The sequence below is a fragment of the Mycolicibacterium baixiangningiae genome (assembly GCF_016313185.1).
GTDB lineage: Bacteria > Actinomycetota > Actinomycetes > Mycobacteriales > Mycobacteriaceae > Mycobacterium > Mycobacterium baixiangningiae.
On record NZ_CP066218.1, the window covers coordinates 2,690,529 to 2,716,522 of the forward strand.

Below are 25,994 nucleotides of genomic sequence, written 5' to 3' on the forward strand. Positions count from 1 at the left end.
TGGCTGACGTTACCTGCTGGCGGCCAGATTGAGGCGCAGACAGGCACGGGCACCGTCGGGCAGGTGGTGGGTGGCCACCACGACAGTGCGGTCCGCCGGGAAAAACGCACCGGGAGTGAGCAGTTCGGTCAACAGTCGTGCGGCGTCGTCGGCGTCGAGGTGTTCGGTCGGTTCGTCGAGCAGGACGACGGGGAACGTCGAGATGAGCGCACGGGCGAGCAGTACCCGTCGGCGCTGACCGGCTGACACCGCAGCGGCGCCGCCGACCAGAACGGTCGACAGGCCGTCGGGCAGGTCGTGGAGCCACGTGCGCAGGCCGACTCTGTCGAGGGCGGAACGCAGTTCGTCATCGGTGGCGTCACCGCGGGCGACCAGCAGATTGTCTCGGACGGTGGTGGCGAAGAGGTGGGCATCCTCGGCGAAGAACGCGCGGGCACCGGTCGTGTGGTCGGTGCGCTCGGCCATCGCCATGAGCAGAGTGGTCTTGCCCGAACCGCTCGGTCCGGTGACGGCCACCCGATCACCGACGCTCAAGGGTATCGGCGGTACGACGGGGCGGGGCCGGTGATTCGGCGCAGGACGGGTCAGGTCGCGCAACCGCCGGGCGGCGATGCGCGACCGGGTCAGCTGTACCGCCGCGGCGGGCAGCGCCGTAGTCGCCTCGAATGCGGACAGCGGCAGCAGCATGAGGATCGCCACGGTCATCGGTGCCACCGATCCGGCCAGGGTGATGCCGGCGATCGCGGCGCCCAGCACTGCGGCGCCCATCGCCGCGCCGGGAACGGCGGCGGCCAGGGCCGCAGGGGCCGCGGCACGGTCGGCCGCATCACCCCAATCACGCTGACGGCGTTGGGTTTCGGCGACCACATCCTCCAGCCGACCGCTCACCCGCAGTTCCGGCGCGTGCTCGAGGGCGAGCATCGCGGCGACATCGCGATCGGCGCGGTGGCCCGCGGCGGTGGTTTCGGCTGCGGTGACGGCGCGCGCGGCCAGTGCGGGTGCGACGACACCGGCGATCAGCAGACAGCAGGCCAGCAGCGCCGCGGACACCGGGGAGATGACCACGAGCACCCCGACCGCGGCCACCGACAGCACGGCGGCCACCACGATCGGCAGTACCGCGCGCACGATGACGTCGGCGAGATCGTCGACCGACGCCCCGATGCGGGACACCAGTTCGCCGCCGGGCAGCCGCATCGACACCTCCGGGGGCGCCTCGGCGAGTTCGCGGTACAGCCCCGTCCTGGCGTGACCCGCCGCGCGCAATGCGGTGTCGTGGGCGGCGAGTCGCTGGCAGTAGCCCAGTACGCCGCGGGAGATGCCCAGTGCGCGCACCGCGACGGCGGCAACGGTCAGGTCGAGCACCGGTGGCATCTGCCAGGCCCGGGTGATCAACCACGCGGCGACGGCAGCCAGTGCCAGTGCGCTGCCCAGCGACAACACGCCCAGCAGGGCGGCGAGCAGCAGTCGTCCCAACCGCGGCCGCAGCAGGTCCACGGTCAGCCGCAGCAGCGGGTCAGTGTTCGGCAAGGGTCTCGACCCCCATCCGGACGACCTCGTCACCGACGGACAGCACCGAATCCCGGTGCCCGACGACGAGAACGGTGGCGCCGGCTCGGGCGCGTGCCGCGATCGCGGCCAGGACGCGTGACTCCAGCGCCGCGTCGAGATGGGCGGTCGGTTCGTCGAGGAGCAATACGGCGGCGGGAGAACCGAAGATCCGGGCCAGCCCCAGGCGCTGACGCTGACCGAGTGACAAGCCGATGCCGTCGCGACCGAGTGCGGTGTCCAGGCCGTCGGGCAGGCTCGCCAGCACGTCGTCGAAGCCGCTTTGCCGGCATGCGGTTTCGAGGTCGGACAGGGGTCCGAACAGCTCGAGGTTCGCGCGGACCGTGCCCGGGATGAGCACCGGTCGGTGGGGCAGCCACGCGATCTGTTCCCACCAGTGCTCAGGGTCCAGTTCGGCCACGTCGACGCCGCCGACGGTCACCCTCCCGCCGAGGTCGGTCAGTCCCAGGATCGTCTGCAGGATCGTGCTCTTACCGCACCCGTTGCGGCCGGTCAGCACCGTCACCCGGCCGGGCTGGACGTCGGCGTCCAGCGCTTGCAGGTGAATGGGCGCCCCTGCGGCGGGCACCGTGCGGGTGCCGCGCGGTGCCGCGGGGCCAGCCTGCAGCAGCGCGAACGCCCGGTCCGCGGCGGTCTTTCCGTCCTGCGCCGCGTGGAACTCCGCCCCGACGCGGCGCAATGGCCAGAACACCTCCGGAGCGAGCAAGAGCGCCGCCAGTGCGGCGAACAGCGTGGTCTCCCCGAACACGAGCCGGAGCCCGACGCTGACCGCGACGAGTGCGACACCGAGGGTCGCCAGCAGTTCGAGGACGAGGGCCGACATGAAGGTGATCCGCAACGTCGACATCGTCGAACGGCGATGTGCGGCAGACAGTTCCCCGATCCGCCCAGTAGAGCCCGCGGCCCTGTCGAGTGCCCGAAGGGTGGGCAGGCCGGCGATGAGGTCTAGCAGGCGGGACTGCAGCGTGGTCATCGCTGCCAGCGCCGCGGTGGAGCGGTCCTTGGTGACCAGCCCGATCAGGATCATGAAGATCGGGATCAGGGGAAGCACGATCACGACGATGAGCGCGGAACGCCAGTCGACGGCCGCGATCGCCACCACCGCCGCGGGGGTGAGGATTCCGGCGAGCAGCACCGCGGGCAGGTAGTTGACGAAGTAGGGCCGCAGTCCATCGAGTCCACGGCTGACCACCACCGCCGCGGCGTCTCGTTCGGCCGCAAGGTGGCGCGGTGGCAGCGCCGTCACCGTTCGAAGCACCTGCGCCGCAAGGTCGGCGATCACCGCTGTCGCGCCTCGCTGCGAGAGTCGGCCCTGGGCCCACTGGGCGATCGCCCGAACGGTCCACAGACCCGCCAGCGCGGCGAGGGCGGGCAACCAGTGCTCGAGCGTGCGCGAGGTGGGGTCGGTGATCACTCCCGAGACGACGTATGCCAGCAGGATCGCCGACGCGATGGTGACCGCGCTGACGACCACCCCGCACACCACCGAGGCCGCCAGGAAGCGCCGCATCGGGGCGGATGCGCGGGGAAGGTTCACAGCGCCTGCTTGCTCAGCCCGATCGACTCCGGAATGCGGTCGGCCGAGATGCGTTGCCGGAACACCCAATACGTCCAGCCCTGGTAGATGACCACCAGCGGGAGCAGCGTCAGGGAGGCCCACGACATGATCGTCAGCGTGTACGGCGTCGACGAGCCGTTGTAGATCGACACACTCCAGTCCGGGTTGAGCGTCGAGTGCAGCAGGTTCGGGTACAGCGAGCCGAAGATGAGTGCGGCGACCGCGGCGACCACCACGACCGTGGCCGCGAACGCCCAGCCCTCCCGGTCGTTGGTCCACATCAACGCGACGGCGGCCAGCAGGGCGACCACGGCGACGGCCAGGGCCAGCCACGTCCACGTCTTGCCGTAGGACACCTGCGTCCACAAACCGAAGCCGCCGGCGAAAACGATGACCGGCAGCGACAGGACCCGCGCGAACCGGAAGGCGTCGCGGCGCACCGCCCCCGAGGTCTTCAACGCCAGGAACGTCGCACCGTAGAAGAGGAACAGCGCGCACGTGGCGAGTCCGCCCAGCACCGTGTAGGCGTTGAGCACGTCGCCGATCGACAGGCTCTCGATGCGTTGCTCGGCGTTCACCGGCAGACCGCGAACCAAGATGGCGAAGGCCACGCCCCACAGCACCGCCGGCAGCCATGAACCGAGGGCGATCCCGAGGTCGGCGCGTCTGCGCCACCGGGGATCGTCCATCTTGCCGCGCCATTCGATGCCGACGATGCGCAAGATCATGCCGAAGAGGATCGCCAGCAGCGGCAGGTAGAGCGCCGAGAACACCGTGGCGTACCAGACCGGGAACGCCGCGAACATCGAGGCGCCCGCGGTGATCAACCACACTTCGTTCGCGTCCCAGACGGGACCGATCGTGTTGAGCACCGCCCGCCGGCGCATCTCCGGGGTGCCTTCGCCCACCATCCCGATCGGCGCCATGAGCATGCCGACCCCGAAGTCGAATCCCTCCAGCACGAGGAAGCCGAGAAACAGGGCGGCGATGAGGAAGAACCACAACTCTTGGAGTCCCACGGCAGACACGTCCTCTCAGTACGCGAACGACAGGGGAGCGAGTTCCTGGTCGTCCGGTTTGGACGGCGGCGCCGGTTCGGAGTCGTGCTCCTGCGGGCCCTTCAGCACGTAGCGGCGCATCAGCCCGAACCAGACCACGGCCAACGCACCGTAGACGAGGGTGAACGTCACCAGGGAGAACGCCACCATCGCCGTCGAATGGTTGGAGACACCGTCCTGGACCGTCATCCGCACGAGCTGATCCCCCGTCGGATTGGGCACCACCACCCAGGGCTGGCGGCCCATCTCGGTGAACACCCACCCCGCGCTGTTGGCCAGGAACGGCGTCGGGATGGTCAGCACGCCGAACCATCCGTACCAGCGCTGGTCTGGGACGCGGCCGCGGCGCGTCAACCACAGGGTGGCGAGCGCGAAGGCGACGGGCACGAGCAGCAGCCCGATCATGGCGCGGAAGGACCAGTAGGTGACGAAGAGGTTCGGCCGGTAATCGCCGGGCCCGAACTGCTGCTCGTACTGCGCCTGAAGATCGTTGACACCGGCCAGCGTGACGTCGCTGAACTGCCCTTTGGCGAGGAAGGGCAACACGTACGGCACTTCCAGCACGTGGGTCACGCTGTCGCAGTTGTTGTGCGTGCCCACCGTGAGGATGGAGAAGTCGGGGTCGGTTTCGGTGTCGCACAATGACTCCGCCGAGGCCATCTTCATCGGTTGCTGATCGAACATCAGCTTGCCCTGTATGTCACCGGTGAAGAACAGTCCGACCGCGGCCACCAGCGCCAGCATGCTCGCGCCGATGGCGGCCGGCCGGTACATCGTGCGTGCCTCCACGGTGGGCTCGGTGGTGTTCCGCTGCGCCCGGACCATCAGGAAGGCCGCCACACCGGCGACGAAGGCGGCGGCGGTCAGAAACGATCCGGTGACCGCATGCTGGAACGCCCACACGGTGGTGTTGTTGGTGAGCAGTGCACCGAAGTCGGTCAGCTCGGCACGGCCGGATTCGGGGTTGTAGCGCGCGCCGACCGGATGCTGCATGAAGGAGTTCGCCGCGATGATGAAGTAGGCGGACGCGTTGACGGCGATGGCGACGATCCAGATGCACGCCAGGTGGACCAGGCGGGGCAGCCGATCCCAGCCGAAGATCCACAGGCCGATGAACGTCGACTCGAAGAAGAATGCGACCAGACCCTCGAAGGCCAGCGGGGCTCCGAAGATGTCACCGACGAAGCGAGAGTACTCGCTCCAGTTCATCCCGAACTGGAACTCCTGCACGATCCCGGTGGCAACGCCGATGGCGAAGTTGATCAGGAACAGCTTGCCGAAGAACCGGGTCAACCGGTACCACGCGGGGTTGTCGGTGACCAGCCACGCGGTCTGCATGGCGGCCAGGATGGGCGCCAGGCCGATGGTCAGCGGGACGAAGATGAAGTGGTAGACGGTGGTGATCCCGAACTGCCACCGTGACACGTCCAAAGCGTCCATTTGACCAACTCCCCGAAGGCTCTACACCGGTCTACGACGAAGTGTAGTAGCAATTTCAGGCTGGTGAACAGCGTTTTCGGCCACTTCTCTGCCAGCCTTACGTCACGGTGTCGCGCACCCGGGCCGCGGGCCCGAACGAGGATTCACGCCGGATCCGGATGCCGGCGATGACCTCGACCACACCGATCACCACGAGGATGATGCCGGTGACCTGGGTGAGCGCGACGAGGCCTTCCAGCGGCGCAACGAACAGGATGATGCCGGCGATCACGCTGAGGATGCCGACGATGATCTCCCAGATGCGGCCGGGCAGCGACTTGTCGCTGAACGCCGACATCGCGGTGGCGACGCCGCGGAAGATGAAGCCGACCCCGATCCAGATCGCCAGCAGATCGACCGAGTTCGACAGGTTGATGAAGCACAGTACGGCGAGCACCAGGGCGGCGGCACCGCTGATGAACAGCAGCGCCCGGCCGCCGAACGAGGACCGCACACTGAAGGCGAGGACCACCTGCGCGATGCCCGTCACGAGCAGGTAGGCGCCGAAGAAGATGGCCGTCACGATGATGGCCGCGCCCGGACGGATGAAGATCAGGACGCCGAACAGCACCGCGAGGACCCCCGAGACCACGGTGTAGATCCACAGATACCGCAACATGCTTGGGGCAGCGGTACTTTGCATAAACGCAGTGTGTCACGGCGTTCGGTGACGGGTTGTCGATTTGGTGGTACGGCTGTGGTGCCCGTGCCGGGTCGTTAATGTTCCGTTACCCGAAGTGCGTGCTGCGACCGCGATCGTTAACGTCGTCGGTTCGGACGCCGGGGACGGCCCGAGCCAAGAGAAAGAGGCAACTGTGTCAGGTGGGAAGATGTGGCGCATCGCAGCGATGTTTGCTGTGAGCGGCGCGATGGTGTTGTCGGGATGTGCGAGCGGTACCGATTCGGGAGGCTCGGGCAGCGAGACGTCGGCGGCCAGCGCGAAGGTCGACGAGATCGCCAACACGGTGCCCGAGGAGATCAAGTCGTCGGGCGAGCTGATCGTCGGCGTCAACATCCCTTATGCGCCCAACGAGTTCAAGGACGCGAGCGGCAAGATCGTCGGGTTCGACGTCGATCTGATGAACGCGGTCGCCGGCACGCTGGGTCTCACGCCGGAATACCGAGAGGCCGACTTCGCCAAGATCATCCCGTCGGTCCAGGGTGGCACCTTCAACGTCGGCATGTCCTCGTTCACCGACACCAAGGAGCGGGAGCAATCGGTCGACTTCGTCACCTATTTCTCCGCCGGCACCCAGTGGGCGCAGCGGCCCGACAATCCGGTCGACCCCAACAACGCCTGCGGCAAGAAGGTGGCCGTCCAGGCGACCACCTACCAGGAGACCGACGAACTGCCGGCCAAGAGCAAGGCCTGCGTCGACGCCGGTAACCCGGCCATCCAGATCACGCCGTTCGACGGTCAGGACGCCGCGACCAATGCCGTGGTGCTGGGCCAGGTCGACGCGATGTCGGCGGACTCACCAGTGACCGCCTACGCCATCAAGCAGAGCAACGGCAAACTGGAAGCCGCCGGGGAACTCTTCGACGCCGCCCCGTACGGCTGGCCGGTGGCCAAGGGTTCGCCGCTCGCGCAGTCGCTGCAGCAGGCGCTCCAGCACCTCATCGACGAAGGCACCTATGAGGAGATCACGAAGACCTGGGGCGTCGAAGCGGGAATGATCGACAAGCCGGTCATCAACGGAGCGATCAGCTGACGCGATGACAGCTGTCGAATCGCCGTCACCCACCGCCAGCCCCGCTGCCATAGACGCGGTTCCACTCCGGCATCCCTGGCGGTGGGTGACGGCGGTCGTCATCGTCATCCTGGTCGGTCTGTTCCTCTACGGCGCCGCCACCAACGACGCTTACCGCTGGTCGACCTACTGGGAGTACCTGTTCAACGAACGGGTACTGACCGTCGGTGTCGTCAACACCCTGCAGCTGACCATCTACTCGATGGTGCTGGCCCTCGTGCTCGGCGTGCTGCTCGCGGTCATGCGGCTGTCACCCAACCCGGTTTTCCGGGCGGTGTCGTGGGCGTACCTCTGGGTCTTCCGCGGCACCCCGGTGTACGTGCAGCTGGTGTTCTGGGGGCTGCTGCCCACGATCTACCAGAACATCCAGCTCGGGGTGCCGTTCGGGCCGTCGCTGCTGCACATCGACCTGCAGTCGCTGTCGTTTCCGTTCGTGCTGGCCATCCTCGGCCTGGCGCTCAACGAATCGGCCTACATGGCCGAGATCATCCGAGCCGGCATCAGCTCGGTACCCGAGGGCCAGATGGAAGCGTCGACGGCGTTGGGTATGTCGTGGAGTCTGGCCATGCGGCGCACAGTGCTGCCGCAGGCAATGCGGGTCATCATCCCGCCGACCGGCAACGAGGTGATCAGCATGCTGAAGACCACCTCGCTGGTCACCGGCGTGCCCTTTGCGCTGGATCTCTACGGCATCACCTCCCGCGAGATCGCCTCGCGCATCTTCGAACCGGTGCCGTTGCTGATGGTCGCCGCCACGTGGTACCTGATCATCACCAGCGTGCTGATGGTCGGGCAGTACTACCTCGAGCGCTACTTCGCCCGCGGCGTGTCACGCAAGCTCACGTCTCGGCAGCTCGAAGCGCTCGCCAAGGCACAGTTGGGAGAGCCGCACCCATGACCCCGATGGTCAAGGCCGAACAGGTGTGCAAGAGCTTCGGCGCACTGCACGTCCTCAAAGGCGTGACGCTCGAAGTCGGCAGAGGCGAGGTGCTCTGCATCGTCGGGCCGTCCGGATCCGGGAAGTCCACGTTCCTGCGGTGCATCAACCACCTCGAGCAGGTCAACGCCGGCCGCCTGTACGTCGACGGTGAGCTGGTGGGGTACCGCGAACGCGGTGACAAGTTGCTCGAGCTGTCGCCACGCGACGCGGCCAAGCAGCGCCGCGACGTGGGCATGGTGTTCCAGCACTTCAACCTGTTCCCGCACCGCACTGCGCTCGGCAACATCGTCGAGGCGCCGGTGCACGTCAAGCGCGTCAAGAAGGACGACGCCCTGGCGCGGGCCAACGATCTGCTCGACCTGGTCGGGCTGGCGGACAAGGCGACCGCCTATCCCGCCCAGCTCTCGGGCGGTCAGCAGCAGCGGGTGGCGATCGCACGGGCGCTGGCGATGAACCCGAAACTGATGCTGTTCGACGAGCCGACTTCGGCGCTGGACCCCGAACTGGTGGGTGAGGTGCTGGCCGTGATGAAGAAGCTGGCGTCGGAGGGGATGACGATGCTGGTGGTCACCCATGAGATGGGCTTCGCGCGCGAGGTCGCCGACAAGCTGGTGTTCATGGACGGCGGCGTGATCGTCGAGACCGGAAACCCGCGCGAGATGATGGCCAACCCGCAGCACGAACGCACGAAAGCCTTCCTGTCCAAGGTGATGTAGGTGCCGCAGCGGGTGGACCCCGCCGCACCGCTGTGGCGGGCGGCGCAGGTCTTTCGGCTCCTGAGCTGTCTGTACGCGCTCGGTTTCCAGATCGCGGTCAACGACGACCTCGACCGGCGGGCGGTTGCGTGGGCACTGTTCGCGGTGCTGATGGCGTGGAGCGCTGCGTGTGCGGTCGCCTATCTGCAGGGGTTCGGCCGCAGGGCCGGCTGGGTGACGGCAGAGGTCGCCGTCGTGGTGGTTCTGATGTTGTCGACCGGACTGGTCGCCGACGATCAGTGGGTGGCCGACAACCAGTCCTGGCCGACCACGCTGTGGGCGACCAACGCCGTGATCTCCGCGGCGATCCTGCGCGGACCGGTGGCGGGCATGGTGACCGGCCTGGTGGTGATGGCGGCCTCAACCGTCCTGAAGGGCTACGTCAGCATCAACGTGTTCCGCAACGCCACCATCGTCATCGAGCTGGCGGTGGGGCTGGTGGTCGGAATGGCCGCCCAGACCGCACGCCGCGCCCACGCCGAACTCGAGCGTGCCACCCGGCTGGCCGCCGCGCTCGAGGAACGTGAGCGACTCTCCCGTCACGTCCACGACGGCGCCATCCAGGTCTTGGCGCTCGTCGCGCGACGCGGCAGGGAGATCGGCGGGGCGACAGCACAATTGGCCGAGCTCGCCGGCGAGCAGGAACGTGCGCTGCGCCGCCTGGTCAGCGACGTCGACACCCCTGGTGCCGCCGGAACCCACGCCGATGTCGGCGCCATGTTGCGCCGCCGCGCGTCCGACCGGGTGTCGGTCAGCCTGCCGCCCGAACCGGTGCTCCTCGACTCCGAGGTGGCCGCCGAACTCTGCGCTGCCGCGGTCAACGCGCTCGACAACGTGGCCGCCCACGCCGGCCCGGAGGCCAAGGCATACGTGCTGGTGGAGGACCTCGGTGACGCGGTGACGGTCAGTGTGCGCGACGACGGCCCCGGCATTCCCGCCGGACGGCTGGCACAGGCTGCCGCGGAAGGCAGGATGGGAGTGGCGAAATCGATTGTGGGACGCATTGATTCGCTGGGCGGTGTTGCCGAGTTGCACACCGGACCGGACAGCGGCACGGAGTGGGAGCTGACGGTGCCGCGGCGACGACGGCAGGATGGTGGCCGTGGCTGACGACGGGCCGACCACCGTGATGGTGGTCGATGACCACCCCATCTGGAGGGATGCGGTGGCCCGCGATCTCGCCGACGACGGCTTCGCGGTGGTCGCGACCGCCGACGGGGTCGCGACGGCCCGGCGCAGGGCGGGGGTCGTCAAGCCGGCGGTGGTGGTGATGGACATGCGGCTGACCGACGGTGACGGCGCCCAAGCCACCGCCGAGGTGCTGGCCGTCTCCCCGGTGTCGCGAGTGCTGGTGCTGTCGGCGTCCGATGAGCGGGAGGACGTCCTCGAGGCGGTGAAGGCCGGTGCGACCGGCTATCTGGTCAAGAGCGCGTCCAAGGCCGAACTGAGCGCAGCGGTCCGGGCCACCGCCGAGGGCCGCGCGGTGTTCACCCCGGGGCTCGCCGGGCTGGTCCTGGGGGAGTACCGCCGCATCGCGCAGCGGCCGGACGCCGACGCCTCGGTGCCCACGCTGACCGAACGCGAGACCGAGGTGTTGCGTTACGTGGCGAAAGGGCTTACGGCCAGACAGATCGCCGCACGGCTGTCGCTGAGCCACCGCACCGTCGAGAACCACGTGCAGGCGACCTTCCGGAAGCTGCAGGTGGCCAATCGGGTCGAGTTGGCGCGCTATGCGATCGAGCACGGCCTCGACGAATAGCGAAGTCGGGTAGTCCTACTCATCCGCTCCGGCGCCCGCGCGCCCACGATTGAGTTCATGACCGAATCGCACCATGCCGTCCTCGCGCGACTGTCGACCGACTTCGCGGCGATCTCCCGGCAGCTCGCCCGGGTGTCGTCGGACCTGACTGAGCTGGACCGGCTGCTGGCCGCCGGGTCACCCCGGCCGCAGCCCGCGCCGGTGCCCGCGCCCCCACCGGTGTGGCCGCAGTACGCGCCGCCCCCAACGCCACCGCCGGTCGTGCTGCCGCCACCGCCGCGTGTTCCCCGTGTGCCCCGTGTTCCGCGGGAGCGCTCGGAAGGCTGGATCGGCAAGGCGCTGGCGGTGGCCGGCGTCGCGGTGACGCTGATCGGTGTGGTGCTGCTGCTGGTGCTGGCGGCGCAGGCCGGCATCCTGCGCCCGGAGATTCGCGTCGGAGCCGGCGCTCTGCTCGCCGCGGGGCTCGTCGCCGCCGGGTGCCGGGTCAATCGCAGCGACGGTGGCCGGGTGGGCGGTATCGCGTTGACAGCCACCGGGATCGCAGCGGCGTACTTCGACGTCATCGCCGTCACCACCATTTACGAATGGGTCGCCGCACCCGTCGGTCTGGTGGTGGCCGCGGTCGTCAGCGGGGGAGGCCTCGCGTTGGCCCGCCGATGGGACAGCGAACACCTCGGCCTGTTGGTCCTGGTGCCGCTGATCACGCTCGCCCCGGTACTCACCGAGGGGGTGACGCTGTTGCTGGTGGCGTTCATGCTCGCGTTGTCCGCCGCGACGTTGCCGGTGCAACTCGGCAGGGACTGGACCTGGCTGCACGCGGCGCGGACCGCGGCGGCCACGCTGCCGCTCCTGGTGGCGCTCGCCGCAGCGGCGGTCGACGGCGATCACGATCTCCTGCTGGCCGCGGCTTGCGGCATCGCGGCGCTGCTCGCACTGGCCGGTGCCCTGCTGGTGCTGCCGCACACCGCCCGGCGTGCGGTGCTGGCGCTGCTCACCGCGGCGGGCGTCGCGCCGGTGCTGTGCGTATCGCTGACCGCCGACCGCGTGGTGGCCGCGCTGATGATCGCCGCACTGGCTGTCGCGCTGCTGGCGATCGTGCTGAGTGCGCAATGGCTTCCGGCGGTCTCGGGCGTGGTCGGGCAGATCTGGTCGGCACTGTCGGCGGTGAGTGCGCTGATCGCGGTCACCGTCGCATTCGACGGTGAAGTCGCCGCGCCGCTGCTGTTGGCGATGGCGGTCGTGGTCGCCGTGGCCGGTCGGCATGACGCCGTCGCGCGCTGGTCAGCGCTCGGCTTCGCGGTGATCGGCGGCGCGCTGTATGTCGCCTACGTGCCGCCGTCGGCGTTGGTCCGCGCGGTGACGCTCAGCGCCCCGGATGCGGTGTCGATTCTCGTCTCCAGCGTGCTGCTGATCGCCGCGGCCGGAGCGATCGCCGTCGGATGGCTGGGCCGCGTTACCGGAGACACCGTCCGCGCGCTGTGTGTCGCGACGGCCACGGTGGCCGGATATGCCGTGACGGCGTTCATGGTGACTGCGGGCGTTCTCGTCGGCGGGACCGGCGGTGGCTTCTTCGCCGGGCATGTGGCGGCCACGATCTGCTGGATCGGCGGCGCCGCGGCCTTGTTCGGCTATGCCGCGCGCCGTCCCAGAGCGGATCGCCCGCTGGCCATCGGCGCCGGCTTGGCGCTGGTGTCGGCGGCGATGGCCAAACTCTTCCTGTTCGACCTGGGCACCCTCGACGGGATCTTCCGGGTGACGGTGTTCCTGGTGGTCGGGATGATCCTGCTCGGCATGGGCGCCGGCTACGCCCGGATACTCGCCGGGAAAGACCAGCGGGATGTGACGACGATCACCCAGTAAATTGGATTCGTTCCAGATTAGGAGGTGTTGTAACAGACATGAACACGACACGTCGCACTGAAGCTGAAGTCCAGGGTTTCACGGCCTCGCCGGAGTTCGCCGCCAACCTGCAGCGGGTTCTGGTCGACCTGATCGAGCTGCACCTGCAGGGCAAGCAGGCGCACTGGAACGTCGTCGGCACCAACTTCCGCGATCTGCACCTGCAGCTCGACGCGCTGGTCGACTTCGCCCGCGAGGGCAGCGACACGATCGCCGAGCGGATGCGGGCTCTCGACACGGTTCCCGACGGCCGCTCCGACACCGTCGCGGCAACGACCAGCCTGCCCGAATTCCCGGCCTACGAGCGCAGCACCGGTGAGGTGGTCGATCTGATCACCGTGCGGATCCACGCCGCCGTCGACACCATGCGCACTGTCCACGACGCGATCGACGCGGAGGACCCGAGCACCGCCGACGTCCTGCATCAGCTGATCGACGGCCTCGAAAAGCTCGCCTGGTTGATCAAATCCGAGAACCGGAAGGTCTAAATCCGCGCACGACGGGTACTAGTCCCGTTGTGACTGTGACCCGAGATATCGCTGCCTCGCGCCAACGCGTCTGGGATGTGATCGCCGACGGCTGGACGTATTCGCAGTGGGTGGTGGGCAACAGCCGGATGCGGGCCGTGGACCCTCGGTGGCCCGCGCCCGGCTCCACCATCCACCACTCGATCGGTGTCTGGCCGGCACTGCTCGACGACGAAACCGTCGTGGAAGAGGCCACCCCGCCGGAACGGCTCGTGATGCACGCTAAAGGGCGGCCGATCGGGAGTGCCCGAATCATCTTGGAGCTCAGCGAGATTCCCACAGGGTGTCGCATCTCGATGCAGGAGTTCCCGATCAGCGGCATCGGCAAGCTGATGCCGGAGCGGCTCGCCGATGCAGCCGTGTGGCCCCGCAACAACGAAACGCTGCGGCGGCTCGCCTTCCTCGCCGAGCGTCGTGACGACAGTGACGTCGACGGTAACTAGCGCCGACGCCGTCGTCGTCGGCGCCGGGCACAACGGTCTGGTCGCTGCCGCGCTGATGGCCGACGCAGGCTGGGACGTCGTAGTGCTCGAGGCGCAGCCCGAACCCGGCGGCGCCGTCCGCAGCGCCGAACGCATCCCCGGCTACACCAGCGATCTGTACAGCGCGTTCTATCCGCTGTCCGTCGCGTCGCCGGTGCTGTCGGGTCTGCACCTCGAGGACCACGGCCTGCAGTGGACGCATGCGCCCGCGGTGGTGGGGCACCCGCGCTCGGCCTCCGACGAGGACGCGCCGGTGATCTACCGCGACATCTCCCGCACCGCCGAGGAACTCGCGCGGCACCATCCCGCCGACGGCGACAACTGGCTGCGGCTGTTCGACCTCTGGCAGCAGGTCAAGGACCCTCTGCTGACCAGTCTCTTCTCACCCTTTCCTCCGGTGCGCGGCGCGGTCGGGCTGCTGCGCACACTGGGGACCGCCGACGCGCTGCGACTAGTCCACCGCCTGGTGCTGCCGGCCGGCGAGATGGCCAGACAACTCTTCGACGGTGATGCGGCGCGGCTGCTGCTGCTCGGCAATGCGCTGCACGCCGATGTCCCGGTCGACGCCCCGGGCAGCGGCGTCATGGGTTTCATGCTGATCATGATGGCGCAGGACGGGGGATGGCCCGTTCCGGTCGGCGGGGCGGGACAACTCACCGCGGCCCTGGTCAACCGGGCCCGCGCCGCGGGTGCGCAGATCGTGTGCGACCAACCGGCCAGCGAGATACAGGTGCGCGGCGGCCGGGCCGTCGGCGTGCGCACTGCCGACGGCCGGTCGATTTCCGCGCGACGCGCCGTGGTGGCCGACGTGTCGGCGCCCGCGCTGTACCGGGACCTGCTGCCCGCCTCGGCCGTACCTCCCCGGGTGCTCGAGGATCTCGAGCACTTCACCTGGGACACCCCGGTGCTGAAGATCAACTACGCGCTGGACGCGCCGATACCGTGGCGTTCGAAGAACCTCAACGAGGTGGGGACGGTGCACCTCGGCGCGGACGTGGACGGACTGGTCCGCTGGATGGCCGACCTCAACACCCGTACCGTGCCGGACAATCCGTTCATGCTGTTCGGTCAGATGACGACCGCCGATCCGACGCGCTCCCCAGAGGGCACCGAAAGTGCCTGGGCCTACACGCATCTGCCTCGGGACGTCACCGACGACGAATCGGCTGACCGATTGTCCGAGGCGGTCGACCGGGTGCTGGAGGAGCATGCGCCGGGCTTCACCGATCAGGTCGTCGGCAAGTTCATCCAGCGTCCCTCCGAGCTGACCGCATCGGATGCGAACCTCGTCGGGGGTGCGGTCAACGGCGGCACCGCCCAGCTGCAGCAGCAACTCATCTTCCGGCCGACGCCGGGATTCGGCCGCGCGGAGACGCCGATCGAAGGGCTGTTCCTGGGCAGCGCGGGTGCTCACCCGGGCGGGGGCGTGCACGGAGTCTGCGGGAGCAACGCGGCGCGGGCCGCTCTGGCGAGCGACGGGGTGACCGGTTGGCCGCGCAGGCGGATCAACCAGCTGGTGATGTCACTGTTCGTCCGGTAACGGGGAGTTCGACCGCCTCGCGAACCGCGTCGTCGTCGCGCCGGCCGACCAGGTACCAGGTGTGCATCACGCCCTTGCCCTTGACGTCGACGTCACCGCGCTCCTCGAGGACGAACGAGTGCCTGATGCGCTCATACACGTTGTGCGGCACCTGAATTCGCCCCTCGATATCGGTGGTTTCCATGCGGGAGGCCACGTTGACGGCGTCCCCCCACACGTCGTAGAAGAACTTGCGCGCACCCACCACACCCGCGACCACCGGTCCGGACGCCAGGCCGATGCGCAGCGGCACCGCGCGTCCGAGCGGATCCTCGAGGTCTGCGACCGCCTCTGCCATGTCGAGGGCCAGGCACGCCAGGGCTTCGGCATGGTCCGACCGCGGCCTGGGCACTCCGCTGACCACCATGTAGCTGTCCCCGCTGGTCTTGACCTTCTCGAGGCCGTGGCGGTCGACGAGCCCGTCGAGGTCGGTGTAGAGCCGGTCGAGGAATCGGACCAGATCGGTGGGGGAGATGTCGCTGGCCCGCTTCGTGTAACCGGCGATGTCGGCGAACAGAATCGACGCGTCGTCGTATCGGTCCGCGATGATCGTGTGCGTCGGGTCCTTGAGGCGCTCGGCGACCGACGCGGGCAGGATGTTGGCCAGCAGCTTCTCCGATCGCTGGTACTCCGCCTCCATCGCTCGTTCGGCGCGGTCGGTCTCGCGCACCGCGTACCAGACCGTGGCGAAGACCATGATCGTCGCGGATACGGCGGACAGGACGAAGCCGACCGTCAGCATCCACGACGGTCGCAGTCCGCGGTCCTCGGGTACCGCCAATTCTATGGCGATACAGGCGCCCAGGCCCAGTGTGACGATCACCGCGGACATCACGATGCGTTCGATGCCCAGCACGAGCACCACCAGCGATGCGGCCACGAGGTAGTAGAACTGCAGACCGGAGTTGGTGCCGACGGAATAGCAGATGAACGTCACCGACAGATAGGCGAGCACGAAGAACGTCAGCGGCGCGACCAACTCACCGAAGCGGTAGAGCAGCGGTATGCCCAGGAAGAGGGCCGCGAAGACGAGGTTCAGCACCCCGATCCACCAGCCGGGACCACCCATGACCAGCTGGAGGGTCCCGAAGACGGCGGAGACGGTCGCCGCGATCCAGATCGCGATCGTCAGCACACGCAGCCTGCGCAGGACGGCCTCGGCGTAGTGCCGGGTGCGCGCGGGCATGCGGTTCTGCAGCGCCACCTCCGGCATGCACACTGTGCGACGGCCTTGGCCTTCAGCCATCGTGGCAGCGTATCGCCGTCGGGGGCCTACTCGGCAGACATTCGCGCGGCCTCCCGGGCGCGCAGGGCGAGCCAGAGTTCGAACCGGTCCTGCGCGTCGTCGAGCCGCCGGCCGGTGAGCCGTTCCACGGTGTCGATGCGGTGACGCACGGTGTGGCGGTGAACGCGCAGCGCGCCGGCTGTCGCAGCCCACTGTCCGTTGTGCTCGAGGAAGCCGCTCAGCGCGCGCGTCAACTCCGTGGCCCGGTCAGCGGCGTCGAGCGGAGCGAGGACGGCGTCGGCGAAGACGCGGAGGTCGTGGCCGCCGACACTGTCGAGCAGCACCCGGCTGCTCGCGACGGCGTCGGCGTGGACGTGCCTGCCCTGGGTCCGGCTGACGGGAAGTGCCGACTTCGCCTGGCGCAGGGACACCGTCAGAGCGCCGGGGCGCACCGCGATGCCGATGCCGGCGGCCCGCCCGGCGGCCAGCCTGCCCAGCGCCGCATCCAGATCGGTGTCGAGCGGCACCGCCACCTCGACCACGTCGCCGGTGACGCGCACTATGGCGTCCGGCAACGTGGTGAGAAGGTCGGCCGCGAAATCCTCGGCGTCGGTTGGCGCGTCGACGACGGCGCAGCGCAGGTCTGCATCGGAGAGTCCCACCCCCGCCAGCAAACGTGCCGCGACGGCGTCGTCGACGGTGCCGCGGGCCAACCGGTCGAGCACCTGGGCGCGGGCACGTCGATGCGCGGTGTTGGTGCCGAGCCGACGTTCCAGTTCGAGCGACAGCAGCGATACCAGGTCACCCGAAACTTGTTGCGCAGAATGCGATTCCAGTTGATCTACGGGGCCGTCGACCAGTAGCCACCCGCGGAGTCGTCGGGCGCCGAGGGCGTGCAGTTCGCGACGCCGGCCGTCGCGGATGTCGACCGCCGCGGCCGTCAGGCCGAGATCGCGCACCGAGGCCAACAGGTCTTCCCACCGGGCCGGCAGCGGTTCGGCGTCCGGGCCCGCCGCGGCCAACACCCGTCCCAGGAGGTCGACCACCACACCGGTGCGGCCGGTGGCGTCGCGGTGCGCGCCGAGGATGCCGGACAGCCCACCCGGCGACACCGCCGCCGCGGTCAACGCCCGCTGCGTCCGCAGCGCCCACTCGACCTCCCGGCGTTCGGCGCGGGCCCGGGCGGCGAACACCGCCTTGGTGACGGCGATGAACGGCACCGGATCGGGGACGGTCAGCAGCGGCATCCCGATCTCCTCGGCGACGGTGACGAGTGTCGCCGGTGCACCCTGGTGCGGCAGGTCGGCGCCCAGCCCGATCCCGACCGCGCGGACCCCCGCGGCCGCCAGTTCGGTCAGATAGCTCCGGCATCCCTGCGCGGTGTCGGGCAGCAACAACCCGATGGTGAGCAGCAGCTCACCGCCCTGCAGCCACGGTCCGGGCCGGCGCAGTTCCGAGACCGCGGCGGCCTCGATGTCCCGGTCGGCATGGCGCGCGCCGGCCACCAGCACCAGTCCCAGATGGGGGTCGGCGACCAGTTCGCGCACCGTCGGCATCGACATAGTGTCCAACAGCCACGCACACAATTCGACCGATTGTCGCTTCCACTGAGACGTACGTCTCAGCAACGCTGGACGTATGGACACGCCGATCGGACCCGTCGACGCCACCAAAGTGCCCCGCTACGCCGGACCGGCCACCTTCGCCCGGCTGCCGCGCCTCGACGAGGTGACCCGCGCCGACGTCGCCGTGGTCGGGGTCCCGTTCGACTCCGGGGTGTCCTACCGCCCCGGCGCGCGGTTCGGCCCCGGGCACATCCGCGCATCCTCCAAACTGCTCCGCCCGTACCACCCGGCGCTCGACGTCGAACCGTTCGCCATCCAGCAGGTGGCCGATGCCGGAGACATCGCGGTCAACCCCTTCGACATCGCCGAGGCCATCACCACGATCGAGCGAAACTCCGACGAATTGCGCGATGGCGGAACCAAACTCGTCACCCTCGGGGGCGACCACACGATCGCGCTGCCGCTCCTGCGTTCGCTGCACCGCGACCACGGCCCGATCGCGGTGTTGCACTTCGATGCCCACCTCGACACGTGGGACACCTACTTCGGCGCACCGTTCACCCACGGCACACCTTTCCGGCGCGCCAGCGAGGAGGGACTGCTCGATCCCGGGCACTGTCTGCACGTCGGGATCCGCGGACCCCTGTACGCGCCCACCGACCTGTCCGACGACCGGGTGCTGGGCTTCCAGGTGGTCGGGTCCGACGACTTCCAACTCGAGGGGCTGGCCGCGGTCATCGAGCGGATGCGCGCCCGCATCGGCGAGGCCCCCGTCTACGTCTCGGTCGACATCGACGTGCTCGACCCCGCGCATGCGCCTGGCACCGGCACGCCCGAGGCCGGCGGTATGACCAGCCGCGAACTGCTGCACTGCCTGCGCAGCCTGGTCGGGGCCAACGTGGTGGGCGCCGACATCGTCGAGGTGGCACCGGCCTACGACCACGCCGAGATCACCGGCATCGCGGCCGCGCACGTCGCCTACGAGTTGATCTCCGTCCTGGGATCGAATCGGTGAACCACCGCAACGGCGGCGCCGCCGTGGTCGACACCCTGGCCGTCCACGGTGTCGACACGGTGTTCGGCATCCCCGGCACCCACAATCTGGAGATCTACCGACACCTGCAGGCGCAGCACCTGCGGGTGGTCACTCCCCGTCACGAGCAGGGTGCCGGCTATGCCGCGGAGGCGTACGCCCGGGTCAGCGGGCGGCCGGGGGTGGTGGTGACCACCAGCGGGCCCGGCCTGACGAACGTGATGACGGCCGCGGCCACCGCCTACGCCGAATCCCAACCGTTGCTGGTGCTTTCGCCCGGGATGCCGACCGGCACCGAGGGGCGAGATCTCGGTCAGCTGCACGAGGCCAAGAACACCTCGGCGGCGATGGGGGAGCTGGTCGCGTGGAGCCGCCGGGTGCGCAGCGCCGAGGAGGCGGCCGATGCGGTGACCGCCGCGTTCGCCGGCTTCACCGGCCGGCGGCCCCGCCCTGTGCACGTCGAGATCCCGGTCGACGTGTTCACGCAGAGTTGGTCCGGGCAGGCGCGGGTCGCGCCGTCGGTGCGCGCGGTGGCCGCCGACCAGGGCGCCGTGCTGCGGGCGGCCGAGGTGCTCGCCGCGGCGCAGCGGCCGCTGATCATCGCCGGCGGCGGGGGTGTCGACGCCCAGGCGGAGATCACCGCGCTGGCCGAAGCGCTGGGCGCGCCGGTCGCGACGACCGTCAACGGCAAAGGTGTTGTCGCCGAGAGTCATCCGCTGTCGGTGGGGGCGTCGGTCCGGCTGCGGGCACTGCAGAAGGCGGCGGCGGACAGTGACGCCCTGCTGGTGGTCGGGAGCGAACTGGGCGACTCCGATCTGTGGGAGGGCGAGATCCGTGGACGCACGGTGATCCGCTGCGACATCGACTCGGCCCAGCTCGACAAGAACTGTCCCGCCGACCACGCGCTGCTCGGCGACGCAGCCGCCACGGTGGCCGCCCTCGCGGCCGGGATGGGCCCGGGCAGCGGTGGCGGTGCCGAACGCGCGGCGGCGCTGCGGGCCGCCTGCCGGGACGAAGCGGCCGGAGACGCGGGGCCGAACGCCGAGATCAACGCCGCCGTGCGGGCCGCGCTACCACCCGAGGGGGTGCTGACCGGGGACAGCTCACAGGTCACCTACTTCGGCTCGGTGCACTTCTTCGACATGGCCCGCCCGCGCCGGTTCTGCTACTCGCCGGGTTTCGCGACGCTGGGATACGGGCTGCCCGCAGCGGTCGGCGCCGCCGCTGCGCGGCCCGGCCAGCCGGTCGCGGTGCTGCTCGGTGACGGCGCCCTGATGTTCTCGGTGCAGGAGTTGATGACGCTCACCGAACTGCGGTTGCCAGTGCCGATCGTCGTCGTCGACAACGGCGGCTATCGAGAGATCCGCGATCAGGAGACCGCCCGCGGCATCGCCCCGATCGGCGTCGACCTGCAGACCCCGGATTTCGCGGCGCTCGCTGTGGCGATGGGCGCGCACGGCGCACGGACCACCTCGAGCGCGGACCTCACCGACCTCGTGTCCCGCGCGTTCGACGCCGACCGCCCGACCGTCATCCACTTCGACCTCCGCTAGGAGCCACCCATGGACATCGCGATCGTCGTGATCTACCTCGTCGGCATGATCGCCTTCGGCTTCTGGGGAAAGCGCCGCGCCACAACACAATCGGACTTCCTCGTCGCGGGCCGCCGGTTGGGGCCGCTGCTCTACTCGGGCACCATGGCGGCCATCGTGCTCGGCGGCGCGTCGACGATCGGCGGGGTCGGGCTGGGCTACCAGTACGGCATCTCCGGCATGTGGCTGGTGGTCGCCATCGGCGTCGGCATCCTCGCGCTGAGCCTGCTGTTCGCCGGGCGCATCCAGCGGCTGCGCGTCTACACCGTCAGCCAGATGCTCGAATTGCGTTACGGACCAGGGTCTTCGGTGTTGTCCGGTGTCGTGATGTGGGGCTACACGCTGATGCTGTCAGTGACGTCGACCATCGCGTACTCGACGATCTTCGGGGCGCTGTTCGACATCGGCAAGGTGCCCGCCATCATCCTCGGCGGCAGCGTGGTGATCATCTACTCGACGCTCGGTGGGATGTGGTCGATCACGCTGACCGACTTCGTGCAGTTCGTGATCAAGACGATCGGCATCTTCTTCATTCTGCTGCCGGTGGCGCTGGCCAGGACCGGCGGATGGGACGGCCTGGCCGACAAGCTGCCGGCCGACGCCACGTCGCTGACCGCCATCGGCGGCGACACCATTCTCACGTACTTCGTCATCTACACCTTCGGTCTGCTGATCGGACAGGACATCTGGCAGCGCGTCTTCACCGCCCGGAGCCCGGGCGTGGCCCGATGGGCGGGGGCGGGTGCCGGCGTGTACTGCCTGCTGTACGCGGTCGCCGGCGCGGTGATCGGCATGGCGGCCAAGGTGTTGCTGCCGGAACTGGAATCCCGCGACGACGCGTTCGCACAGTTCGTCGAGATGCAGTTGCCGCCTGGGCTGGCGGGTCTGGTGCTGGCCGCGGCGCTGGCGGCGGTGATGTCCACATCGAGTGGCGCTCTGATCGCCACCGCGACCGTTTTCAGTCAGGACATCGTGGCGCGCCTGCTGCACCGCGATATCGAGGCGGGCAGCGAAGACGACCACATCCGCAACAACAGGCTCTACGTCGCCGGTTTCGGTGTGCTGATGGTGGTCATCGCCTGTGTGCTCCAGGACGTCGTCGCGGCGTTGACCGTCGCCTACGACATCCTGGTCGGCGGACTGCTGGTGCCGATCCTGGGTGGACTGGTGTGGCGCCGCGGCACCAACATCGGTGCGGTCGCGGCGATGGCGGTCGGGACGGTCGCGACACTGGTGACCATGGCCGTCGTCGGCGACATCTTCGCCAACGAGCCGATCTACGTGGGGCTGGGATCTGGTCTGCTGGTGTACCTCGCCGGCAGCCTGCTGTCCAGGCCGACCGATCCCGCGGTCCTCGCGGAGTGGGACCGGCGCAGTCGGGCCGAGCCGAAGGAGCCCGCCCAGACCGCATGAGCGTCGTTGCGGCACATAGCGTCTCCGCGGGCTAGGCGGCGTGGCAGCGCATGGCGTCGACGTCGACCTTGACGCGGACGGCGATGCTGGCCACGGTGATGGCGGGTGTGCCGGGTAACGGAGGTGCGGTGGATCGGTACCGCGTCCCGGTGGGTGTGACGAACTCCGCCGAGCGCGCACCGCCCCCGTCGGCCCCCGAGACCTGCCAGCCAGGGGCCTCTTTGTCGTAGTTGCAGCGTTCACACTTGCCCTGGCCGTTGATCGCGTTGGTGGGTCCACCGTCGCGGCGGGGGTGGGCGTGGTCGATGTGGCGGATCGGGGCGTCGCAGTACGGCGTGCGGCAGGTCTGGTCGCGGAGGGTGATGAAGGTGGCCAACCCTTTCGGGAACCGCCGCGCCCGCGATTCCATCGCGACCAGCGCCCCGCCGCGGCGGTAGAGCCGGCGCAGCGTGGCCGCCGAGCGGGGGTCGGTGACCGCGGCCGCCGTCATCTGGCGGGCGACCGCGGCGGGGATGGGTCCGTAGCCGGTGAGCACGGCCGGCTCCGGATCGCCGGCGACCAGGCTGCGGTCGGTCATCACCAGGTTCACCGCCACCGGCGCGGCCACCTCGGCGGGCGTTCCGGTCACCCGTTCGACGAGCGTGTCGGCCATGACCTGACCGCGGGAGCGGTCGTCGAAGGTGGTGTCGGCGCTTCGCTTCAGGGCGGCGTAGACGCTGACGCCTTGACCGACGGGCAGCAGGGCGGTCACATAGACCATGGTGTCGGGGGCGGGGCGGCAGGTGACGGTGCGTTCGGAAGGAGCTCTGGTGGCCCGGTCGACCACAGCCTGCGGGTCGAGCCGGTAGGCGATCGTCTTGGCCGCCGCTTCGATGCCTTTGTCGCCCTTGCCTTCGAGGCGCGAAACGTCGGCGCACATTTCGGCGTCGAGCTGCCGGCGGTGTTCGACGCTCAGGCAGGCTGACTCTTTCACGATCAGCGTTGCCCGCCACTCCGAGAGCACTCCACGCTCCAACGCCCTCAAGGTGTGGGGCATCTCGAACACCAATGCCTTGGCGAAGCCCAGGTGTCTGCCTCCGCGGGCCGGCGAATCGCGGCGGGCGAGGGCGACTTCGCTGGCTAGCCCGCGGCCACGCTTGGCTGCGGGCACCCCGGCGGCGGCTTCCCGGGCCCGTCGCGCGGTGTCGAGTGCGGCCGCGGCGCGGGCCTGCCCGGCCGCGGCGGCGGCTTTGACGTGCTCGAGGTGGCTGATGCGGGCGACCAGCGCAGCCTCATCGGCCAGCGGATCCGCCGCCGCCAACACCTCGAGTTCGAACATGTGTACGAGTATACCGGCGACACCGACACGCCTCCCCGCTGATGCGGCACATCCGGGTCCCCCGACAACCCCGAGCCCACCAGCGCGCGGCGGCGGCCTTCCGGTGCCCGCGCCGGCCCCCGGCAAACCGTGGCCGTCGGCACATAGCGTGTATGCCGGTCTGGGCGGGGTAACAGATGACCATGGACGTGATCAGCGAGCCTGTCGATGGCCGTGGCGAATGGTGCGACGCGGCCCCGCACGAGCCCGTGGGTGCCGGCGTCCGCCCGCTTCTGCCGGGTGACGACCCCTTCTATCGACCGCCGGCAGGGTACGAACGCGCGGAACCCGGGACGGTGCTGCGCTCACGTGATGTGCAGTTGGCGTTCCTCGGCCTGATCCCGCAACGGTTCACCGCGACACAGTTGCTCTACCGGACGACCGACATGGCGAACAATGCGCAGACCACGGTCACGACCGTCCTCGCACCGGCTGAGCGCACCGAACCCTGTCCGATCGTGTCGTATCAATGTGCCATCGACGCGGTGGCGGGCCGCTGCTTTCCCTCGTACGCCCTGCGTCGCCGGGCCAAGGCGGCGGGCGCTCTCGCGCAGATCGAACTGCTGCTCATCGCCGCGGTACTCGCCGAGGGCTGGGCCGTGTCGGTGCCCGACCACGGCGGACCCCACGGCGTGTTCGGGGCGCCGTTCGAACCGGGACACTATGTGCTCGACGGTCTTCGCGCCGCACTGAACTTCGAGCCCCTGCAACTGTCGTCGACAGCGCCGATCGGCCTGTGGGGCTACTCCGGCGGCGGTCTGGCCACCGCATGGGCCGCCGAGATGTACGACGGCTACGCGCCCGAACTCAACGTCGTCGCCGCCGTGTTGGGATCACCGGTCGGCGACCTCGGCAACACCTATCACCGTCTCAACGGCAAGTTCTTCGCCGGGCTGCCGGTGATGGTGGTCGTCGCGCTGACGCACACCTACCCGGAATTCCGTGCGGTCATCGAGCAACACCTCACCGCCGAAGGGAAGGCGACGTTCGAAAAACTACCCAGGATGACGACCGCGCACGCGGTGGTTCGACTCGCCAAGACGGACATGGCGACGATGCTGACAAGACCGCTCGACGAGGTCCTCGACCTGCCGGAGGTCCGGCACGTCTTCGACAACATCCGACTCGGCACCGCCGCTCCCAAGATGCCTGTGCTCATCGTCCAGGCCGTCCACGACCGCATCATCTCGGTCAGCGATATCGACCAACTGGCACAGACCTACGCCCTCGGAGGTACCGACGTCACCTACCACCGGGACCGGTTCTGCGAACACATTCTGCTGCATCCTCTTTCGGCGCCGATGTCGCTGCGGTGGCTCCGCGACCGGTTCCAGGGCCGTCCGCTCGACGAGCGTCGCGCCCGGACCACCTGGCCCACACTGTTGAACCCGTCGACCTACCGGGGAATGGCTCGGCTCGCTGTGGTCAGCGGCAAGGTCATCGCCGGTCGCGGGGTGGAGCGCCGGCCGCTGTCTCAGTTGGATGAGTAGCCGCGGTCTTGAGTGCCCCTGGTGAGATTCGAACTCACACTGTACGGGTTTTGAATCCGTTTCCTCTGCCAGTTGGGATACAGGGGCGGTCGCCGGCGTGCGGTCTCCCACCATAGAGGATGGCCCCGCGGTCGCTGATCGCCCGGGTTACCGCCACAATGACATCCATGACCGGCTCACCGACCGACGCGCCGACGCCGCGCCGCGTGCTCATCGCCGAAGACGAGGCGCTCATCCGGATGGATCTGGCCGAAATGCTGCGCGAGGAGGGTTACGAAGTCGTCGGTGAGGCCGGCGACGGGCAAGAGGCCGTCGAACTCGCCGAAGCGCTCAAACCCGACCTCGTCATCATGGACGTCAAGATGCCGCGCCGCGACGGGATCGACGCCGCATCGGAGATCGCGGGCAAGCGGATCGCCCCGATCGTCATCCTGACCGCGTTCAGCCAACGCGAACTCGTGGAGAAGGCCCGCGACGCCGGAGCGATGGCGTATCTGGTCAAACCGTTCAACGTCAACGACCTGATCCCGGCGATCGAGGTGGCGGTCAGCCGCTTCAGCGAGATCCACGCCCTCGAGGAGGAGGTCGCGACGCTTTCGGAGCGGCTCGAGACCCGCAAGCTCGTCGAGCGTGCGAAGGGTTTGCTGCAGGCCAACCAGGGGATGACCGAGCCGGAAGCCTTCAAGTGGATCCAGCGCGCCGCGATGGACCGGAGGACCACGATGAAGCGGGTGGCCGAAGTGGTGCTGGAGACGTTGGACAGCCCGAAGAGCGAGCCGTCGGCCGGCTAGCTAGAAATGCGCCTGTGGGTAAACATCGGGTTTCGGCAGTCGCGATTCACCGCCGCGGACGCGCCACGCCTTTTCCAACATCGCGCACCATGGCCGGGTGTTGGCTATGTTCTACCGGAAGCGTCAGCGCCCAGGCCGGTCCGGCTACGGGAGTCGATGCCGACGACATACA

The 25,994-nt window shown here is 69.1% G+C and carries 22 protein-coding genes and 1 tRNA gene; 14 read left to right on the forward strand and 9 right to left on the reverse strand.

What is annotated here, in order from left to right; all coding sequences use genetic code 11:
• Nucleotides 1–9 precede the first annotated feature (9 nt).
• From I7X18_RS12550 to I7X18_RS12570, 5 genes are all read right to left on the reverse strand, one after another.
• A complete protein-coding gene (locus tag I7X18_RS12550; RefSeq protein ID WP_193047523.1) occupies nt 10–1,530 on the reverse strand; it encodes an ATP-binding cassette domain-containing protein in 1,521 nt (506 codons plus the stop codon).
• Nucleotides 1,517–3,079: a thiol reductant ABC exporter subunit CydD gene (gene cydD, locus I7X18_RS12555; RefSeq protein ID WP_193047613.1), complete on the reverse strand. Its 1,563-nt coding sequence runs from the start codon at nt 3,077–3,079 to the stop codon at nt 1,517–1,519. Before cydD ends, I7X18_RS12550 begins: the two co-directional genes overlap by 14 nt.
• 23 nt (nt 3,080–3,102) lie before the next feature.
• Nucleotides 3,103–4,146 (reverse strand): cytochrome d ubiquinol oxidase subunit II, encoded by a 1,044-nt coding sequence (gene cydB, locus I7X18_RS12560; protein ID WP_193047612.1) that lies wholly within the window; start codon nt 4,144–4,146, stop codon nt 3,103–3,105.
• Between the two features lie 15 nt (nt 4,147–4,161).
• Complete coding sequence (locus I7X18_RS12565) at nt 4,162–5,625, reverse strand: cytochrome ubiquinol oxidase subunit I (protein ID WP_193047524.1); 1,464 nt, start codon at nt 5,623–5,625, stop codon at nt 4,162–4,164.
• 97 nt (nt 5,626–5,722) lie between these two features.
• Nucleotides 5,723–6,307, reverse strand: coding sequence for an HdeD family acid-resistance protein (locus I7X18_RS12570; protein WP_193047525.1), 585 nt, complete (start codon nt 6,305–6,307; stop codon nt 5,723–5,725).
• A gap of 187 nt (nt 6,308–6,494) precedes the next feature.
• On the opposite strand from I7X18_RS12570, the gene I7X18_RS12575 reads away from it, so the two are divergent.
• Genes I7X18_RS12575 through I7X18_RS12615 form a run of 9 tightly spaced genes read left to right on the forward strand, consistent with a single transcriptional unit; the run spans nt 6,495 to nt 15,317 of the window.
• Nucleotides 6,495–7,376 (forward strand): ABC transporter substrate-binding protein, encoded by an 882-nt coding sequence (locus I7X18_RS12575; protein WP_193047526.1) that lies wholly within the window; start codon nt 6,495–6,497, stop codon nt 7,374–7,376.
• 4 nt (nt 7,377–7,380) lie between these two features.
• Nucleotides 7,381–8,313, forward strand: coding sequence for an amino acid ABC transporter permease (locus tag I7X18_RS12580; RefSeq protein WP_193047527.1), 933 nt, complete (start codon nt 7,381–7,383; stop codon nt 8,311–8,313).
• 5 nt (nt 8,314–8,318) lie between these two features.
• Nucleotides 8,319–9,071: an amino acid ABC transporter ATP-binding protein gene (locus I7X18_RS12585; RefSeq protein WP_193047614.1), complete on the forward strand. Its 753-nt coding sequence runs from the start codon at nt 8,319–8,321 to the stop codon at nt 9,069–9,071.
• Entirely contained in the window at nt 9,072–10,220 is a 1,149-nt protein-coding gene (gene macS, locus I7X18_RS12590; RefSeq protein WP_193047528.1) for a MacS family sensor histidine kinase, read from the forward strand.
• On the forward strand, nt 10,204–10,869 hold the full coding sequence (locus I7X18_RS12595) for a response regulator (protein ID WP_193047529.1): 666 nt from the start codon (nt 10,204–10,206) through the stop codon (nt 10,867–10,869). Before macS ends, I7X18_RS12595 begins: the two co-directional genes overlap by 17 nt.
• 57 nt (nt 10,870–10,926) lie before the next feature.
• Nucleotides 10,927–12,729 carry a DUF2339 domain-containing protein gene (locus tag I7X18_RS12600; RefSeq protein WP_193047530.1) on the forward strand — a complete coding sequence of 601 codons (1,803 nt, stop codon included), beginning with the start codon at nt 10,927–10,929 and terminating at the stop codon, nt 12,727–12,729.
• A gap of 38 nt (nt 12,730–12,767) precedes the next feature.
• Complete coding sequence (locus I7X18_RS12605; RefSeq protein ID WP_193047531.1) at nt 12,768–13,256, forward strand: Dps family protein; 489 nt, start codon at nt 12,768–12,770, stop codon at nt 13,254–13,256.
• 29 nt (nt 13,257–13,285) lie between these two features.
• Complete coding sequence (locus tag I7X18_RS12610; protein ID WP_193047532.1) at nt 13,286–13,738, forward strand: SRPBCC family protein; 453 nt, start codon at nt 13,286–13,288, stop codon at nt 13,736–13,738.
• Nucleotides 13,739–13,793: 55 nt separating this feature from the next.
• The gene (locus I7X18_RS12615; protein WP_232375497.1) at nt 13,794–15,317 is read left to right on the forward strand and encodes a phytoene desaturase family protein; all 1,524 of its coding nucleotides are present in this window, start codon (nt 13,794–13,796) and stop codon (nt 15,315–15,317) included.
• Here I7X18_RS12615 and I7X18_RS12620 read toward each other — a convergent pair.
• Together I7X18_RS12620 and I7X18_RS12625 are read right to left on the reverse strand one after the other, a co-directional pair.
• Nucleotides 15,283–16,602, reverse strand: coding sequence for an adenylate/guanylate cyclase domain-containing protein (locus tag I7X18_RS12620; protein ID WP_269751313.1), 1,320 nt, complete (start codon nt 16,600–16,602; stop codon nt 15,283–15,285). The genes I7X18_RS12615 and I7X18_RS12620 overlap by 35 nt on opposite strands.
• Nucleotides 16,603–16,628: 26 nt before the next feature.
• Nucleotides 16,629–18,137 carry a helix-turn-helix domain-containing protein gene (locus tag I7X18_RS12625; protein ID WP_193047533.1) on the reverse strand — a complete coding sequence of 503 codons (1,509 nt, stop codon included), beginning with the start codon at nt 18,135–18,137 and terminating at the stop codon, nt 16,629–16,631.
• 82 nt (nt 18,138–18,219) lie between these two features.
• Between I7X18_RS12625 and speB the strand changes: the two genes are divergently transcribed.
• The 3 genes from speB to I7X18_RS12640 are packed head-to-tail and all read left to right on the forward strand — an operon-like array spanning nt 18,220 to nt 22,184.
• A complete protein-coding gene (gene speB / locus I7X18_RS12630) occupies nt 18,220–19,161 on the forward strand; it encodes an agmatinase (protein ID WP_193047534.1) in 942 nt (313 codons plus the stop codon).
• Nucleotides 19,158–20,732, forward strand: a complete 1,575-nt coding sequence (locus tag I7X18_RS12635; protein WP_198730545.1) for a thiamine pyrophosphate-dependent enzyme — start codon at nt 19,158–19,160, stop codon at nt 20,730–20,732. The genes speB and I7X18_RS12635 overlap by 4 nt, the downstream gene beginning before the upstream one ends.
• 9 nt (nt 20,733–20,741) lie before the next feature.
• Entirely contained in the window at nt 20,742–22,184 is a 1,443-nt protein-coding gene (locus I7X18_RS12640; protein WP_193047535.1) for a sodium:solute symporter family protein, read from the forward strand.
• 31 nt (nt 22,185–22,215) lie between these two features.
• On the opposite strand, the gene I7X18_RS12645 is transcribed toward I7X18_RS12640, so the two are convergent.
• Entirely contained in the window at nt 22,216–23,502 is a 1,287-nt protein-coding gene (locus tag I7X18_RS12645; protein WP_193047536.1) for an HNH endonuclease, read from the reverse strand.
• A 182-nt stretch (nt 23,503–23,684) separates the two neighbouring features.
• Here I7X18_RS12645 and I7X18_RS12650 point away from each other — a divergent pair, with 182 nt between their 5' ends.
• Nucleotides 23,685–25,031, forward strand: a complete 1,347-nt coding sequence (locus I7X18_RS12650) for a lipase family protein (protein WP_193047618.1) — start codon at nt 23,685–23,687, stop codon at nt 25,029–25,031.
• 13 nt (nt 25,032–25,044) lie between these two features.
• Here I7X18_RS12650 and I7X18_RS12655 read toward each other — a convergent pair.
• A tRNA-Leu gene (locus I7X18_RS12655) sits at nt 25,045–25,118 on the reverse strand.
• Between the two features lie 80 nt (nt 25,119–25,198).
• On the opposite strand from I7X18_RS12655, the gene I7X18_RS12660 reads away from it, so the two are divergent.
• A complete protein-coding gene (locus I7X18_RS12660) occupies nt 25,199–25,822 on the forward strand; it encodes a two-component system response regulator PdtaR (RefSeq protein WP_193047537.1) in 624 nt (207 codons plus the stop codon).
• The last annotated feature ends 172 nt before the right edge of the window (nt 25,823–25,994 follow it).